The organism is Acinetobacter sp. GQ146 (genome assembly GCF_059758585.1).
On record NZ_JCAXDV010000001.1, the window covers coordinates 540,884 to 557,437 of the forward strand.

General features: G+C 40.1%; 14 protein-coding genes. 8 read left to right on the forward strand and 6 right to left on the reverse strand.

Annotation, left to right across the window (positions count from 1 at the left end):
- Positions 1 to 136: 136 nt before the first annotated feature.
- Complete coding sequence (locus AC6CHI_RS02615) at positions 137 to 481, reverse strand: hypothetical protein (protein WP_498119309.1); 345 nt, start codon at positions 479 to 481, stop codon at positions 137 to 139.
- Positions 482 to 1,064: 583 nt separating this feature from the next.
- Between AC6CHI_RS02615 and AC6CHI_RS02620 the strand changes: the two genes are divergently transcribed.
- The 4 genes from AC6CHI_RS02620 to AC6CHI_RS02635 all read left to right on the forward strand — a co-directional run bounded on the left by AC6CHI_RS02620 (position 1,065) and on the right by AC6CHI_RS02635 (position 3,527).
- On the forward strand, positions 1,065 to 1,607 hold the full coding sequence (locus tag AC6CHI_RS02620) for a GTP-binding protein (protein WP_498119310.1): 543 nt from the start codon (positions 1,065 to 1,067) through the stop codon (positions 1,605 to 1,607).
- A 13-nt stretch (positions 1,608 to 1,620) separates the two neighbouring features.
- On the forward strand, positions 1,621 to 2,040 hold the full coding sequence (locus AC6CHI_RS02625; RefSeq protein ID WP_498119311.1) for a roadblock/LC7 domain-containing protein: 420 nt from the start codon (positions 1,621 to 1,623) through the stop codon (positions 2,038 to 2,040).
- A gap of 84 nt (positions 2,041 to 2,124) precedes the next feature.
- Positions 2,125 to 3,111 (forward strand): hypothetical protein, encoded by a 987-nt coding sequence (locus AC6CHI_RS02630; protein ID WP_498119312.1) that lies wholly within the window; start codon positions 2,125 to 2,127, stop codon positions 3,109 to 3,111.
- A 59-nt stretch (positions 3,112 to 3,170) separates the two neighbouring features.
- Positions 3,171 to 3,527: a roadblock/LC7 domain-containing protein gene (locus tag AC6CHI_RS02635; RefSeq protein WP_498119313.1), complete on the forward strand. Its 357-nt coding sequence runs from the start codon at positions 3,171 to 3,173 to the stop codon at positions 3,525 to 3,527.
- 60 nt (positions 3,528 to 3,587) lie between these two features.
- Here AC6CHI_RS02635 and AC6CHI_RS02640 read toward each other — a convergent pair whose 3' ends face one another.
- From AC6CHI_RS02640 to AC6CHI_RS02650, 3 genes are all read right to left on the reverse strand, one after another.
- Positions 3,588 to 4,463: an arginase family protein gene (locus AC6CHI_RS02640; RefSeq protein ID WP_498119314.1), complete on the reverse strand. Its 876-nt coding sequence runs from the start codon at positions 4,461 to 4,463 to the stop codon at positions 3,588 to 3,590.
- A 4-nt stretch (positions 4,464 to 4,467) separates the two neighbouring features.
- Positions 4,468 to 5,427, reverse strand: a complete 960-nt coding sequence (locus AC6CHI_RS02645; protein ID WP_498119315.1) for a hypothetical protein — start codon at positions 5,425 to 5,427, stop codon at positions 4,468 to 4,470.
- A gap of 234 nt (positions 5,428 to 5,661) precedes the next feature.
- On the reverse strand, positions 5,662 to 8,298 hold the full coding sequence (locus AC6CHI_RS02650) for a Lon protease family protein (protein WP_498119316.1): 2,637 nt from the start codon (positions 8,296 to 8,298) through the stop codon (positions 5,662 to 5,664).
- A 183-nt stretch (positions 8,299 to 8,481) separates the two neighbouring features.
- Here AC6CHI_RS02650 and AC6CHI_RS02655 point away from each other — a divergent pair, with 183 nt between their 5' ends.
- The 4 genes from AC6CHI_RS02655 (at position 8,482) to rpmE (ending at position 12,611) form a co-directional block, all read left to right on the forward strand.
- A complete protein-coding gene (locus AC6CHI_RS02655) occupies positions 8,482 to 10,641 on the forward strand; it encodes an AmpG family muropeptide MFS transporter (protein ID WP_498119317.1) in 2,160 nt (719 codons plus the stop codon).
- Between the two features lies 1 nt (position 10,642).
- Entirely contained in the window at positions 10,643 to 11,044 is a 402-nt protein-coding gene (gloA, locus tag AC6CHI_RS02660) for a lactoylglutathione lyase (protein ID WP_458890656.1), read from the forward strand.
- Positions 11,045 to 11,204: 160 nt separating this feature from the next.
- Complete coding sequence (locus AC6CHI_RS02665; protein WP_458890655.1) at positions 11,205 to 12,182, forward strand: bile acid:sodium symporter family protein; 978 nt, start codon at positions 11,205 to 11,207, stop codon at positions 12,180 to 12,182.
- A gap of 201 nt (positions 12,183 to 12,383) precedes the next feature.
- On the forward strand, positions 12,384 to 12,611 hold the full coding sequence (gene rpmE, locus AC6CHI_RS02670) for a 50S ribosomal protein L31 (RefSeq protein ID WP_004752972.1): 228 nt from the start codon (positions 12,384 to 12,386) through the stop codon (positions 12,609 to 12,611).
- A gap of 92 nt (positions 12,612 to 12,703) precedes the next feature.
- Here rpmE and AC6CHI_RS02675 read toward each other — a convergent pair whose 3' ends face one another.
- Together AC6CHI_RS02675 and AC6CHI_RS02680 are read right to left on the reverse strand one after the other, a co-directional pair.
- Complete coding sequence (locus tag AC6CHI_RS02675; protein WP_498119318.1) at positions 12,704 to 14,821, reverse strand: EAL domain-containing protein; 2,118 nt, start codon at positions 14,819 to 14,821, stop codon at positions 12,704 to 12,706.
- Positions 14,803 to 16,548, reverse strand: a complete 1,746-nt coding sequence (locus AC6CHI_RS02680; RefSeq protein WP_498119319.1) for a cyclic-di-GMP receptor FimW-related protein — start codon at positions 16,546 to 16,548, stop codon at positions 14,803 to 14,805. Before AC6CHI_RS02680 ends, AC6CHI_RS02675 begins: the two co-directional genes overlap by 19 nt.
- Positions 16,549 to 16,554: the final 6 nt, after the last annotated feature.

Below are 16,554 nucleotides of genomic sequence, written 5' to 3' on the forward strand. Positions count from 1 at the left end.
ACTATTTATTCTCAAAATAGAATCCAAAAGGTAATGGTCGCTTAAGTCCAAAGAAGTGCTTGGTACAACATTCGGCGCATATTTTAATCCGCCATAAAAAAACACCCTTACAGGAAGGGTGTTTTTAGAGTAAAAATTATTGCTGTGCTTTTTCTTTCACATCACCTGCACCTTGTTCAACGGCACCCGCAACGTGAGCTGTTGCATCTTTAGCAGCATCTTTGACATCATTTGCTGCAGCTTCTGTTTTGGCAGCAGCTTCATCCGCAGCCGCATCAATTTGGTTAGCTGCATGATCTGCCGCAGCTTCAGTTTGCGCAGCAGCTTCGCTCGCCGCATTTTGCATATCATGCCCAGCTTGTTCAGCCGCATTTTCTAAATGTTCACCAGTGGTAGCCCCTGTTTCAGGCGCTTTTTCTTTACTACATCCAACTAAAGTCACAGCAGCAGCAAGACCTAAAGCAACAAGTAATTTATTCATAAGATATTTCCTTTTCGTTGTTATATCCGCATTGGGATAGACAAAATATAAAGTAAAAATGACGAATTAATGAGCTAAAAATGTTAAGTATATGTAATTGTGGGTAAAAAAATTATATGGAAATGCAAATCAGGCTTGAGTACTAAAAATCGGGAAATATAACGTATTCCATGATAATTAAAATACAGTTCAACAATGACATTGATTAAATGCCTATCAAAAAAAGTAGGTTTTAAGTAGGTTGAGTCATAATTAAGAATAAATGAATAATATTTTTCAGTTTTTAAAATTTCTAATTAATAGTTGACTTGTTAATACAAGAATACCGATTTTAGGGGGTGAGCAAAAATGTCAATCCAAGCTAAAATTTATGGAATAAAGTGCTTAATAAATAATTATTATAAAAAATAGATTTTTACAGTAGTTTTTGATGGAATTATCTTCAATAAGTGTATCTAAAACCCTATAAAAATTATGGAAATATGTAACAAAAAATTTAAGAAAGTTTATATTTATGATGTTTTAAGCAAATTATTTCCTATATAATGTGAGATAAATCACATTTTAATGATTGGGCTGGTTCATGATTTTGCAGCAGTACAAAATTGTTTTTGGTGGGACGATGGGGGCGGGAAAATCGGCTGCAATTAAGGCGATTTCTGACGTAAATGTTATTAGTACTGAAGCTGTTAATACCGATGTTGAAGCACATTCTAAGCTATTAACGACTGTCGGCATTGATTATGGCGAAATCGGTTTAGATGATGGCACCTTAATTGGTTTGTATGGCACTCCAGGACAAGATCGATTTGATTTCATGTGGTCGATTGTCTGTAAAGGTGCAATCGGCATTGTGGTATTAATTGATCATAGTCGTGCAGAACGATTGTTAGATCTTGAATTCTATTTAAGTGCCTTTGAAAATTACGGCTCGAATATCGTGATCGGGATTACTCATATTGATGAGGCTGATGATTTAAAGCTCAAGGTATATCGAGACTGGATGCAGATTCATCAAAAAAAATATCCTGTGTTTGCTGTGGATGCACGCGAAAAAGATGATGTTTTACTTTTAATTGAGAGTTTAATTGCATTGCTTGAATGTCAAACGCTTGCGACAAATTAAAGAGAGAATATAGATGTCGGTTTTACGCGAAATACCTCAAACCCTCAAAGATCAGAGCCAACTGCAATTGCAAAATTTTCTACATGAAATTAGTGGAATTACATTTGTCATGTTGTGTTCTTCTGATGGCTTTGAATTGGCTACAGCATCGAAAAAGAATTTGGATAATCATGGCAAAATTGCAGCAGTGAGCAGTTCCATTATGGCGATGGTTGGGGCATTTATTTCTGAAATTAAGTTAGTCGGTTGCCAAGCAATTACTTTAGATGCTGAAAATGGAAAAGTGTTTCTATCTGCCGTAAATCATCCTCAGTTTCCAATGGTGTTAATTGCGGTGACGGATAAGGATTTGTTGATTGGACAAATGCGTTATCACTTTCAGAAATTAAGTGAAACATTGGTAGAATTGGATTTCACTCTGTCATCTATTTGAATCTGGTGATTGATGTACCCAGATATGGGATCAGCAGTAATGCATGGATGTTTTTTTAAATCTTAAAATTATGGTTAATTGGGAATGAACAACATCTTAAATATTGCAGTATTCGGATTAAATCTAAGTACATTAGATCAGATTAAAACTCAGGTGTTATTGGCTTTACCTTCTTCAATTCAGGTAAAATGGGTCAATTTGGCTGAAAATAAAATAGATTTATTACTGGTGAATGATGTGTTCTTTAATGCACCAGGTATTCAAAAGGTTTTAAATAATCAACGGATTGCTTATTTACGACTGGTCAAAAAAGTTGAACATGCAGGGCGTATTATTGGAGACCAACTGTTTTATCCTTTTACAGATTTAGAGCATTTGCATGAATGGTTGTCTGATAAATTGATACCTGAGAATCCAATGACTTTTGCCATGCCATCAATAGAGCCGAGAAAAGCGGTTGTGTCATCATCTTATATGCCGCAAGCCGAAGTTCCGCTTGAGCGGGTGATGACTGAAATTTTTACGCCCCGTAATGGTTTTATTCAATTATATGATACACAGGGTTTTCTGGCTTTAATTGATACCCGTACTGAACGCGTTTGGGTGGAAGCGGGTAAAATGATTCAATTTAATGCAACCCTGAATCAGACCTATGCCACAGCTCAATTTGTTCAAGAAGTCACTCAGAACAAAGAAGTACACGATTTAAGAGCTTGGTTATGGAAAGTGTTGAATCAATCAACTGCTTTGGAATTGCCTAATGTAGAGCTCAAGCAAAATTTTAAACTAGAGATTTGGCCGCAATTTGAGCGTGATTTGAAGCGTAAAGAATACCTAAAAATGGCAGTTTGTTTCTCGCATGGTGCAAAAATAAGCGATGTAAAACAGTTCTTAGATTTAAGTCATGATCGGATATTGAATTTTGTATCTTGTGCTGTTTTACTGCAAATGGGGCGTTTTGTAGATCAAAATGAAGTGAAGTTTCAGGGAGATACAAAACAATTAGAATCTGGCCAAGGTCATAAATTACGTAGCTTTATTGGAAAATTACGCAAAAAGCTTGGTCTATAAAAAATCTGCACTTGCAATAATTTTAACGGGGTAATTCCCATATCAAGAGGAAAGAAAGAATGGCACGTATTAGTCTAGAAGCTTTAACAAGTTTAGATGGTTTTGTCGCAGCAGCACTGGTAGACAGTGACAGTGGTCTTGCTTTGGCAACTCAGGGGACTGGTGTAGATTTGGAACTTGCTGCGGCAGGGAACACAGAAGTGATTCGCTCTAAACGCAAAGTGGCAAAAGCTTTACAACTTAATGATAATATTGAAGATATGCTAATTACATTAGGTAAGCAATATCACTTGATCCGCCCATTAGATACCAATGAAACATTATTCTTGTACTTGGTGTTAGACCGTTCTAAATCAAACTTGGCAATGGCGCGTTATGAATTGAAAGGTTTTGAAAAAGGTCTTGATTTTTCTTAATCAAATCAAAGTTATTGAAATGCCAATGTCTCTGACATTGGCATTTTTTTGTCTAAAATCTCAGTCTTTTGCGTAATAGATTTGATAAGCCGCTTGAAAGGTACTGACATGCAGCGGTACCAGCGCATTTAAGGCTTGGTATCCCCCAGCCAAAACAAACATTAAGGGAATGTGATGAGTGTGTGCGAGTCGGAATACCATTGCATCACGTTTTTGTATCAACTCGGTTGTAAACCATGAGGAGCCACAGGGATCATCTTGGTGACAGTCCATTCCGGCCTGATAAACCATTAAATCGGCCTGCCATTCTTGTGCTTTTGTAAATGCCTCGTGTATGGCCAGAATATATTGACTAAAATTGCCATTATGCTTGTGTACATGACGGGTTTCGGAACGTTCATACGTTGGGCAACCAAAAGCTAGACCATAGATACTAAAATTAAACAGGTTGTCATAGCGTTTGGTAAATTCAGCCGTACCGTTACCACCGTGTTGGTCGCAGTCCAAAACAAAAATGCGTTTATTGGGAAATTTCTCTGCCAGTAAGGCTAAACCATTGAAGGTGCAATATGAGCTGCCAAATTCATGCACTGCATGATGAAAACCTTGCGCAATATTGGCTGAAATTTGATGCTGCCAAGCCAACTCCGCTGCAAGGACTTGTCCAGAATTAATCTGGTACACCGCATCTCTTAATTGGCTATTCCATGGTTTAAACCCCTGAAAAGTTGCCATTTTTTCGGGAAACCCGCTGTGAAAGGCATCTACATATTCAGGCGCGTGTAATTGCTTAAACAGTTCGATAGGTTGCGTGTTGGGGATATGAAATTCTGCAATACCCAAAGGCTTCAGTGCTTCCGCTACAGCTGTTAATTTTTCCATACTGTTGGTATGCGTGCGAGCATAATAATGCGGGGAGTAGCAGACCTGTAACATGAGACTAACCTTGAATTTGCATAAGGGCAATATCGCGTAATTGTTGCAGTTGGGTGGTACCTGGACTAAATAGCCCATTTTCAACTTGTTGTGCATAGTGTGTGCTAAAGGCGCGGGCACGGTTTTGCGGCGATATGGCTAAAGTGGTGAGTCTTAAAAACCAAAAACCATTAATCGCGGAATAAGGCAGAACAAAACCCTTGAATTTTTGATTTGGTGTTTTATCAAGGATGCGGTCCCGATTATAAGCTACAGAAAATAATGAACCTGCGGGTAAGCACACACCATTCATTAAGACAGGTTTCAGGCTAATACAAGAGTGATTATCTCCCATATTGAGTTTTTCCAGTAAAACCGGTTGCTGCTGTTCATCGACAAAAATATTAATTTCACCTTGTCTCAACATGCGACCATGGGCAATCTTTAGGAAGAAGTTTTCAGCCATTGGGCAGGAGCCCACTTTCGGCTTCTCCGCTAATGCTTTTAATTCGACTAAACTGCTTTCGGTCGCCGTTTTGGGAAGAATAATATCTGCTATTAGCCCACACAGCAGCTGGCTTTCTTCGAGTTGCGCCTGAGCGGCAATCTTGCGTAATTGCGCTTGGAGTCGCACATGATACTGAACCTCTGTTTTAAATTCTTCGGGGGTAGCCTCGGGTAAGTGCTGTGCAGCCGCATTTTGGTCCAGATTGTGCCAATCGGAAATCTTAAAATGAGATTGTTCGATTAGGTTTTTCAGCACTTTGGTTTCATATTGGTCAAATAGCTTTAAATCGGCAAAGTCTTGTGCGAGTCGGCTGGTATTGATGTATTCCGCCAAGACACGTGTGGCTTGCGTGTAACCGCAACCTCTGCGTTCAGTTTGATGTGAAAAATGTTCATTTAACATTTCAGTCAGTTTGGAAGACAAAGGATGAACATGTTGTTTGAAGAGTTGAATAATTTCGTGGTCGGTCTCGCGCATCCGTGCCTCATTTTCTACGCTTTAATCTATCTTGATCTACTTGAATTGAAACTAGATGTTTACTTTATTCTCAAGTTTAAGTTGAATATTTAAAGGATATACAATAACAAAAATCTTTTAAAAAAAATAAGTTATATTCAAATTTTTCTTTGCTGCCGAATGTGGCTATGTTATGCCATAACAACAAAAAACCAGCTTTTATGGCTGGTTTTTTGTTGTGGCTCAGAAGTTTTACTAAGTACTTTGTTGGTTAGAGGCTTCAAGGATTTCTGTAGACTCTTTTAATAACTCTTCCTTGATCTCATCTGCGACCTTGGCTTTTTTCTTGTCCTTTTTGACTTTTTTCTTCTTTTTCTTTTTCGGTTGCTCCTCGAGTTCGGCACCATCTTCGATGGCCTGCCAGTATTCGAGCTGTTCCATTACCGCAGCGTAAATAGACTCTTTGCTGTAGCGGCCTTTTTTATCCAGTGTTCCTACAGGACGTGCCATCAAGATCTCTAATGCTTGATCAATGGTGTCGATGGCATGAATATGAAATTGACCTTGTTCAACGGCTTCGCGTACATCTAAGCGAAGCATTAAGTGCTGCATATTTTGGCGAGGAATGATTACCCCTTGTTTGCCTGTTAAGCCTTGTAATTTACAAGCATCAAAGAAGCCTTCAATTTTTGCATTGACCCCGCCAATGGGTTGGACTTGCCCCAGTTGGTTCATGGAACCCGTAATTGCCCAAGACTGATCAATTGGTAATTGGCTAATCGCTGAAATCAGCGCCGAAAGTTCTGCCACTGTGGCACTGTCACCATCCACTTGACCATAGCTTTGTTCAAAAGCCAATGCCGCAGAGAAGTGTAGAATTTGTTCACGACCAAAATGTGCTTTTAAGAAACTAGACATGAGCAGGACGCCTTTGGCGTGTAATGAGCCACCGAGTTCTACACTGCGTTCAATATCCAAAATATCGCCACCACCTTGATAGACTGAAGCAGTGAGGCGTGAAGGTAAACCAAACTCCACATCGGCATAGTGAATAACCGACAGGGCATTGATTTGTCCCAGTCGGTGCCCACGAGTTTCGATTAATTGCGTACCACGGGATAAATCTTGCCAATACAACTCACGTAAATAGCCTAACCGGTATTGGCGATGTTGTAGCGCAGTATTAATGTGCTTGTCGGCCACTATTTTATCACCTGCCTGAGCCGCATGATGATGAGCTTCACGAATCAAATCTCCCAGCGTTAAGGCATGCAGGGAGAGTGAACTTTGGTCTTCGGCTTGACGACTTGAATCAGTCAATAAGGCTGCCAAGGCAGAGCGATCAAAAGGCAGCAACTTATCCGCTTGCACATAGTCAGCGATTAACTGCATATAGGCTTGTTCATTGTCATCATTACGTTGTAGCGTATCGGTAAAGTCTGCACGAATTTTGAATACACTGCCGAGTTCTGGCTCTAGCTCCAAAATCTCATAATAAATCTCTGGTTCAGCCAATAAGATGACTTTGATATTGAGTGGAATAGATTCAGGTTCAATCGAAATACTGCCCGTCAAGGTCAGCATGTGCTCCAAAGAAGACAGTTTTAGTTTTCCTGATTTCAATGCACGTTTTAGCCCTTGCCAAGCATAAGGTTGTTCTAACAACTGTTCCGCTTCTAACATCAAGAAGCCACCATTGGCTTTGTGCAAAGATCCGGGACGAATTAAGGTGAAATCTGTGGTAATGGTGCCATTTTGTGTTAGTTGTTCGACATGACCCAATAAATTGTAGTGGGTTGGAAAGTCCTCAAAAATCACAGGGGCACCACTATTCGGTTTATAGGTCACAATCACATTGGCTTGATAGCGCGCTGGTACTCGGCTGAATAAGCCCGGTGTAAAATCATCTTCTTCTTGTTCAAGCACAATTTCGACATTATTGATAATGTCTTCAGCATAATATTTAAGATATTCCGCTAAACCTTCTACCTTGGGAAATTTATTTAGCAGCAAGTCGATACGTGGCATGACCACTTGATTGGCAATTTCGCGGTTTAACTCTTGTACTTTGTCACGCGCATCATCTTCCAAGTCGCCTAGATGTAGTCCCAAACGTTCCAGTTTTTTATCCATATAGCGCATATTGGAGACGATTTCTGCACGTTGCTTGCTGCTGAGTGCATCAATATCCTGTTGGGACATTTCATGCAATTCGTCATCTTTGAAATGTACTGGAATAAAACAGTGCTCATCATTGCGTGTCACCAGCTTTAAATCGAGTTCTTCACCTTCTTTGGTTAATTCGACCAAAGCTTGTTGTTGCTCATCACCAGTTTGTTGGCGAATCAACTCGATCCGGTTGTGATAGGTTTCTGCAGTAAAGCGTCGTTCGAGCTGTTTTAAAATGGTTTGCCATGTCTGATGCAACATGCTTTGAAATTTTGGAGCTTGTCCCGCAGGGAGTTGTAGGGCAATCGGTTGGCGAGGGGATTTAAAGTTATTGACATAAATCCAGTCATTTGGTGTAGGCATGGTTTTGGCATGCTGTTGCAGCAAACGTTTTACCATGGTGCGTTTGCCTAGACCTGCAGTGCCGACAGCAAAAATGTTATAGCCTGAATAGGGCAAGGCAATGCCCGCTTCAACAGAGGCGCGCGCGCGGTCTTGCCCCAAAAAATTATTGAGTGGCTTAATCCGTTTGGTTGACGATGGGATATTTGTCAGGTTTGGAATGTGGCTCAGCTGTTCTGGTTTTAAACGTGTCTGGTTAAGCGTATTTTGAATTTCTGCTTGCTCGAAAGCGGTGATCAGGTGGCTGTGTGAATCTCGTGAATTATTATTTGTAAGGTTACTAGATAAAGAAGAATTCATCTGTTCAAGTTTTTGGGTCACTGTGAAATCCAAAACAAAATATTGCGGTAGAGATTTAAGGTATACAGGTTTAGTGGAAAAATTCAAGCAATGCCGCTGCTTTTCTCGTCAAAATACTGCAATGATTTCATAAATACTGTTGAAACCCGAATACTTAAACGGTTGAATAGCAGTCATGATTTTTTTGTAGAAAATAATAACCTAATGACAACGCAAGCAAATGGATGGAAAGCTGCTTTTCAGGCTTTTCTCGACCGTCGAGCAGCGATTATGCTGTTTCTCGGTTTTTCCGCGGGTATTCCAATTTTACTTATATTTTCCAGTCTTTCACTGTGGCTTGGTGAGGCAGGAATTGATAAAAGTGCCGTGACTTTTTTTAGTTGGGCTGCACTGGGCTATTCCTTTAAATTTGTTTGGGCGCCTTTAATTGACGAGCTGCCAGTACCTTTTCTGACCAAGCGTTTGGGGCGGCGTCGGGCATGGTTACTCATAGCGCAATGTCTAATTATCTGTGCCATTTGTATCATGGCATTTTCAGATCCCGCTCTAGGGCAGAGCTATTTATATCAAATGGCAGCGGGGGCGGTGCTGTTGGGCTTTTCCGCAGCGACGCAAGACATTGTGATTGATGCTTACCGTATTGAGTTGGCGGAAACGGAAATGCAGACGGTGTTGGCATCGACCTATAATGCAGGCTATCGTATCGGGATGATTGTGGCAGGTGCGGGGGCTTTATTCCTTGCCGCGTCACTGGGGACTGCAAAAGGCAACTATATTTACAGCGCATGGAAAATAACCTATCTGGCGATGGCAGCAGTCATGTTGGTCGGAATAATGACCACACTGTTGATTCGAGAGCCAAAAGTCGATCGTATTTATAAAGAATATCGCCGTTCGGATTACTATCGCTTAGTGGCAGTATTCTTTGTGGCAGTCATCAGCTTCGTCGTGTCTTATATATATTCAGGGGTATTGATTGATGCTTTAACGGCATCCTTGGCGATTAATGACTCATTTTTGCTGTTTTGCATGGAAGCTTTACGTTTTATTGCTTCAGGTGCAGCGGCATTAGCGATAGGTACGCTCTTGGTTAAACTAGGGGCAGTCAACAAGCAGATGGCATTTGAAACTTGGGTCAACCCGATTGCAGATTTCTTCAAGCGTTATGGGGTGAAATTGGCTCTAGTACTGTTGTTGTTGATTGGTTTTTACCGCATTTCGGACATCATTGCCGGGGTCATTTCCAATGTGTTCTATCAAGATCTGAACTTTACCAAAGAGCAAATTGCTGAAGCCGTGAAAATCTACGGGGTGATTTTTAGTTTATTGGGTGGCTTTCTGGGTGGATTACTGGCTCAGCGCATGAACATTATGAAATTGATGTTTGTCGGCGCGGTGCTCGCCAGTTCAACCAATCTTATTTTTATTGGCTTGGTGAAATCGGGTCAGCCATTACAGTCCGTAGAAGTTTTGATTGGATCACAGCAATATCAAGTTCAGGCAGATGAAGTAGGCTATTGGAAGTTGCATGTGCCTGCACAAGTTTTGGAGCAGTCTCATCAAATCCAAGCTTCTGTTGCATATGCCGACACACCACAAGAAAAGTCATCAGTTTTGATGCCTTATTTAACGGGTTCTACTTCTAAGTCGATGATCTTATTTCCTTTGACTGCCGATAATGCCTTGAGTCCGAAAGAAGCTCAGCAATCGGTTGTAGTTAAAGGTCAAGTTCAGGGTGTCGATGTTGCTCAATTACAGGCGGATCAACCTGTCAGTGTATGGTTAGATGGTCAATCCTATTCAGCTAAAATCGACGCACAGGGCATTTTTAGTGCTGCAATTGATGGTCAATTATTGCAAAATGCTCGCCATAAACAGCTCACAGCTCAATTGAATGAACTGCATTCAGATACCTTGCTCAAGGTGAGTCATGAGTATCAGGTGTCAAGCCAACAATCTACTTTAGAGCTCATGGTTGATCCAATAGCTACAACACCTGATGCTCAGCAGGACGTATTGATTACAGGTAAAGTCATTAAGCCTTATAGCTCATTGTGGTTATATTTTGCGATTATTGTCGATAATTTGGCATCAGGTTTGGCGGGCGCGGCATTTATTGCCTTTCTTTCCAGCTTAACCAGCGTGTCATTTACTGCGGTACAATATGCGATCTTTAGTTCATTGATGACTTTAACGCCTAAAATTCTAGGTGGATATTCAGGTACCATCGTCACCAATATTGGTTATCCAAACTTTTTCCTCATGACCACATTAATTGGAATTCCAATTCTGATTTTAGTGGTTTGGGTTGCGAAACTACTTCGTGAACATCAACATAGACAACTTCAACAGAAGGATGAATAACATGCGAATGCTCCATACCATGCTACGTGTAGGCAATTTAGAACAATCTTTGAAGTTCTATACTGAAGTGCTGGGTATGACTTTGCTTCGTAAACGTGATTATGAAGAAGGTCGTTTTACTCTGGCTTTTGTCGGCTATGGTGATGAAGACAGTACAACGGTACTTGAACTCACCCACAATTGGGATACCGATCATTACGACTTGGGTAATGCCTATGGCCATATTGCGATTGGGGTAGAAGATGCCTATAAGGCATGTGAAGAGATTAAAGCACGTGGCGGCAAAGTTGTGCGTGAAGCGGGACCAATGAAAGGTGGTGTGACGGTCATTGCGTTTGTTGAAGACCCAGATGGCTATAAAGTTGAATTGATTCAACAAGATTCAAATGCTCGCAATAACTAAGGCAATCGGTTATTGATTTACTAAATATTGAATATAGCACTCGAAACGCTAGCAAAATTTGAACAGCCCAGTAAGATGAACTTGACCTACGGGTAAAATTTGTCTACTGGGTTTTATTTCATCTTCACTTTTTAAAATATATATAACAGGATGTTAAGCAATGAACATGCTCAAGCTTCTTGCCTTGGACCGCTTTACTTTATTCTTAGTTGCCATGGTTGTCTTGGCTTCTTTTCTCCCTGTTTCTGGTTCCGCTGCCCATTTCTTTAACGTTATTACCACGGTTGCGATTGCGATATTATTTTTCTTGCATGGCGCTAAGCTTTCTCGTGAAGCCATCGTGCAGGGAATTATGCACTGGAAATTTCATGTCGTCGTCTTTCTCTTTACCTTTGCCGTTTTTCCGATCTTAGGTTTGCTGGCTAAACCGTTGTTATTACCCTTATTGGGGCAAGAGCTCTATTGGGGCTTCTTGTTTATGTGTTTCTTGCCTTCAACCGTACAGTCTTCGATTGCCTTTACCTCGGTAGCCAAGGGGAATGTTGCGAGTGCGGTATGTAGTGCATCTTTTTCCAATATTATTGGCATGTTTATTACGCCAGTATTGGTCAGTGTGTTTATTTTGGGCAAATCGCAACATGCGTTTGATCCAACATCGTCGATTATTCAAATTACCTTATTGCTGTTACTACCATTTGTATTGGGACAGCTATTACGCCCACTGGTTTATCCGCATATGCTGAAAGTACCTCGTTTAGTCAAAAGTTTTGACCAAGGCACCATTTTAATGGTGGTGTATGGGGCATTTAGTAGTGCGGTAGTGGCTGGATTGTGGCATGAGGTGAGTGCTAGTACTTTGCTGATTTTAGTTGTGGCGTGCTCAGTGTTCTTAACTTTGATTATGCTGCTTGCGTATTATGTACCCAAAATGCTGGGCTTTGAACGTAAAGATCAAATTGCGATTTTTTTCTGTAGTTCTAAGAAGACCCTTGCAAGTGGTGTACCAATGGCACAAATTCTGTTTATTGGGCAGCCTTTAGGAATGATCGTATTGCCGATTATGATCTTCCATCAAATTCAATTGATGGTCTGCGGTATTATTGCGAACCGTTGGTCCAAACAAAACACGGATGAGTGATGAGAATTATTCGCTATCTCGGTATTTTTAACGTATAATGTAGCCCACTTGTTGTGCTTAGCTCTGACGGTATCCGTCTCGGTGGGCCAAGAGAATGGTCTGTTGTGGTGTTGACCTGCTTTTTAGCTTTCCTTGCGATTTGCAAGAGTGGTCAATTGCGATGACAGCATAAGCCTTTCTTACACTTAGGAGTAATCGACGATGCGCGCCGATATTCACCCAAAATATGAAAAATTAGTAGCAACTTGTTCTTGCGGTAACGTAATTGAAACTCGTTCAGCAGTTGGTAAAGAAACTCTTTACCTAGACGTATGTTCTGCATGCCACCCATTCTACACTGGTAAGCAAAAGAACGTTGACACTGGCGGTCGTATCGACAAGTTCAAACAACGTTTTGCTGGTATGTCACGTTCTATCAAACGCGACTAATACCTCAGTTGTAAAAAAACGAGCCATTGGCTCGTTTTTTTATGCTTAAAATTTATCTATTAACAGGTCGGCTAATCTTTCATGTTCAAGACCTATTGGTCTTGAACATCAATTAAGTGATCTAGTTTTTTCTGGAAGTAGTCACCCTGTAAATAACGGGCTTCTACATTCCAAGCATTGGCAAACATGGTCATATTATTCAGTTCACGTAAAAGCATCTGCGTTGGCTTGATTTCATGGAAGCGAATAATGCGCTCTTGTAGTTCTTCCGTCGATTTATCAGCGTCTAACATCTTCGTGAGTTGCGGATGTAGGGTGACCTGATAAATATTCATTTGATTTAAAATGGATTCGCTGTAAATAGAATGTCCGAAATCGCGTAAAGAAACCTCCGCACCACTTTGTATTAATTGCGCCGTGTATTTCTGTGCATCTGTGAGATTCTTTGCAATGTCTTCTTCAGAGAACTGTAAAACCAAAGGATGAGCTTGTTTACTGCCGACAATAGTAATTAATTTGCCGATGAATTCAGGGAAAGTACGGTCAGCAAACAGGACTTCTTTGTTTAAATTGACAATGATTTTGGCATCAGGATATTGAGTAATGAAATTATGTAATTGTTTACTGGCCTCAACTAAAATCCAGCGATCCAGTTTTACTGACAATTCAGGATCTTCCGCCAACTCACGCATTCCCGCAATGTCATACCAGGCATTATTATAAATAAAGCCGCTAGTGACCTCGTAGGTATACAAATTGGTGTCTTGTTTGTCATAAAGCTGTTGGTATTTAAGATGAATCTCACCTCGTTCTAAACATTTTTGTAGGGCTGTTAATACGCTAGGCTGTTCTTGCGTGTTTAGATCGAGGCTATGATCAATTAGCTCAATACTTGAAGTGGCCACAGAAGTTAGAGCCGCTTCATTTTCTGGCTGTCCTGAAGGTAATGGGGTGTTGTAAGCACGTTCCGTATATTGCTCAAACTGCTGTTCGTCGGCAATTTCGTTCTGGATTAAAGTGTAGCCGATTCTAAGATTCAAAGGATAGCTTTGCTGCTGAACACCCAGTAACTGCGGTTTGGTTAATGGGCTTAATCCAATTAATTTAGATTCAAGTACGCTTTCACTCGAGGCTTGGAATAGACCGGCATATAAAGCATGATTGATTTTAAATAAAGGCACATTGGTTTGTTCTTTTAAGAATTGATGCATATTGGCAAAATAGGCATTTGAAGTGGCCCAATCTTGCTGAAATACAGACTCTGGGCAGTTCGCCAATGAAAACAGGACCAAGGCATTATAATCAGATGGTTGTTTGGTCAGCGTACGGTTGATTTGCTGATACACATTCGGTTTTTGCGCAAAGCTTTCAGTTGGAATTGTATTTATTTGAGGTGCAACAGAACTCTGATCTGCTGTAAGTTCAATGGTAATTTGAAGGGCATCATCTTCCGCAGCAGCTAAGAATTCAATTTTTAAAGGATTGCACTTCACATGTTGATTCAGTGTTGTAAGCTCGAATCGACCTTGATCAAACTGTCCCTGCGAGATTTTTTTGAAGCGGAGTTTAAAATCATTGAGGTCTTTAGGTTGTAATACATCGAGCAAAGGTAAGCCAATAATGTCATCTTCGCTGTTCAGCCCAAACAGACTCAGGTATTCCTGATTGGCTTCAATATGAATGCCTTCTTGGATAATCGCAACAGCTTTATTGCTTTCTGCAACCAATGCCTGTGCTTGAGTTTGTACATTTTCCAGTTCTTGCATCAAGTGTTGCTGACCTTGATTAAGTCGGCTGAAAGAAAGGGCACGAAGTACACTTAAATAGAAGCGATCTGGATCATCTAGATTTGCAACATCATATACACCTTTACGAATGTAATTGACGTATTGAGAGGATTCGTAATCTTCAGGCTTGAGTAGAATCAGGGGTAATTCAGGCTGTTTAGAAACGCGGATCAAGCTCAGTGCTTGTTCGTATTTTAAGTCGTAAGCACAGCCAAAAATGACAATATCCCAGTTTAAATGGAGTTGTTTTTCAAATGTTTGTAAGTCATCAAGTAAAAAAGCATGAACTTGGTGCTCACTTGCTGTTAATAATTCACAAATTTTGTTAAAACGAATTTGGTTATCATCGATAATGAGTAAACGAGTTTCCGTACGTTTTAACTTTTTGGACAATAGTGGATTTCTCACTTCAATGCTTCCCATAAATCGTGATTCTTAATTTTAATGCTTTGTTTCTGAATAAAATTCTTAATCAGATGCTCTTGCTGATCGTTTAGTAATTCAAAATCAAATCGCATAAAACTTTGTGTAATTAAATGTGCTTTTAATAAATAGACCTTAAGTTCGTCTTGACCTAAACGTAAATGAATCGTTTGTTTTTCTCTAAATAGATGTGAGCCAGGTAATATCAGTGTCGTTGAAACCTCATTCAGTTCGGAAGTTTGTACCAATAAGGCTGGATAATAGTTTCCAGTATTACGATCATTTTTAACATATACGGCACAAGGAAAAAGATCTTGAGCCAGCATTTCTAAACCAAGTTCAAGGCTTTTTTCCGTGGATTGTTTGATCCAACGAATCACACCGCCACGCCATTCACTTTGCGCATTTTCCTGAACCAGAATAAATTCCCCAGTTTTTAAATTTTTTGGGGTATTGCCTGACCATTTAATTCGGTAGCCATTGACACTAATATCCAGAACTTCAGCTGGATAAATCTGTTTAGCCTCACGGTCTAGCTTTTTAATATTATTGGTATTTAAAAGACTTTGTTCGCCCATAGAGCTAAAGATGTTATTTTCAGATTGCAAACCATAATGGGCATCTAGTTCAAGTGTTTCATTAAAATTTCGCCCTTGAGATAAATAAAAATGTGCAACACTTAAGCCAAAACAAATATGTAATTGCGCTGAATATTCATAACGTTCATGACGTCGCTCGGCATTACTGGTCAGTAAACTGTGAATATGGAAGTGCAAAGCAGGGGTCAGGAAGATCTTTTCATTTCTAGACAAATACTCACCGTGTTTACCTTGGGCTTCGGTTAAATGGTCGAGTAAATTTTGTGTTGAAATATAAATGCTAGGTTTAAAACTACTGTTTTGATGCGCATTAAAGACAGGTGGATGGTCTAACTGGGTATCCACGATATAGCGCGATAATGTTGTTTCCTTTGGTAAAACTTGAATTAACTTTGCCCAATCATAACTACACAGAAACAAGCCCTGAATTTCAGATGGGCGAATTTGGTGTGGATTTAAAATATCCAATAAAATGATTTGAGCATACACTTGAGTGATGCTTTGCAGTTGGTGCTGTGTACCTTGTAACTGGTTAATATTGGTCTGATTAAAATTATGCTTGATGGCATTTTCCATCAATTGATGCGTCACCAACCATTGTCCAGATAATGGATTGGTATAAAGCACTTGCTGTTGATAGAGTAATTGTCCCAACTGCTGTAAAGCATAGTAACTCGCCAAAATACGTGCAGTTTGCAGATTTTTCTTTTGATTAAAGGCAAAAATCGAAAATTTCTGTTGATCGAGTAAATGATCACAACGTTTGGCAATATCGATATAAGTCTTGGCAAAACAACTGCGGAGTAACATCGCCAATTCAATAATATGATCATTGCGATCGGTGGTAATTAACCCTTGATTGAAAAAGTGTTTTTCTAAGCTTGCCAATACATTTTCAATGGTGGGGTGAATCGCATGGATTAAATCAAAACGGAGTGTTTCACTGCACTGCAGTTCAGAAATTTCCAGTAGTGCATTAAAGAGCGCCCGAGAAGAGTCACCTAATTGTAGAATAGACAAATTAGACACCCAATCTTGGATGTCCGTCACCGTGCTTTGACTAAAACTCAATTTATCCAACTTCAATTCAGTTGGGGTCTGAAACATTTCAGCGGTGCTCATATTCATAATTGT

Coding starts and splice junctions, on each gene's coding strand:
- AC6CHI_RS02680 (WP_498119319.1), bottom strand. CDS start 16,548: ATGAATATGAGCACCGCTGAAATGTTTCAGACCCCAACTGAATTGAAG.
- AC6CHI_RS02640 (WP_498119314.1), bottom strand. CDS start 4,463: ATGTTACAGGTCTGCTACTCCCCGCATTATTATGCTCGCACGCATACC.
- AC6CHI_RS02630 (WP_498119312.1), top strand. CDS start 2,125: ATGAACAACATCTTAAATATTGCAGTATTCGGATTAAATCTAAGTACA.
- AC6CHI_RS02645 (WP_498119315.1), bottom strand. CDS start 5,427: ATGCGCGAGACCGACCACGAAATTATTCAACTCTTCAAACAACATGTT.
- AC6CHI_RS02675 (WP_498119318.1), bottom strand. CDS start 14,821: ATGGGAAGCATTGAAGTGAGAAATCCACTATTGTCCAAAAAGTTAAAA.
- AC6CHI_RS02665 (WP_458890655.1), top strand. CDS start 11,205: ATGAACATGCTCAAGCTTCTTGCCTTGGACCGCTTTACTTTATTCTTA.
- AC6CHI_RS02615 (WP_498119309.1), bottom strand. CDS start 481: ATGAATAAATTACTTGTTGCTTTAGGTCTTGCTGCTGCTGTGACTTTA.
- AC6CHI_RS02625 (WP_498119311.1), top strand. CDS start 1,621: ATGTCGGTTTTACGCGAAATACCTCAAACCCTCAAAGATCAGAGCCAA.
- gloA (WP_458890656.1), top strand. CDS start 10,643: ATGCGAATGCTCCATACCATGCTACGTGTAGGCAATTTAGAACAATCT.
- AC6CHI_RS02655 (WP_498119317.1), top strand. CDS start 8,482: ATGACAACGCAAGCAAATGGATGGAAAGCTGCTTTTCAGGCTTTTCTC.
- AC6CHI_RS02635 (WP_498119313.1), top strand. CDS start 3,171: ATGGCACGTATTAGTCTAGAAGCTTTAACAAGTTTAGATGGTTTTGTC.
- rpmE (WP_004752972.1), top strand. CDS start 12,384: ATGCGCGCCGATATTCACCCAAAATATGAAAAATTAGTAGCAACTTGT.
- AC6CHI_RS02620 (WP_498119310.1), top strand. CDS start 1,065: ATGATTTTGCAGCAGTACAAAATTGTTTTTGGTGGGACGATGGGGGCG.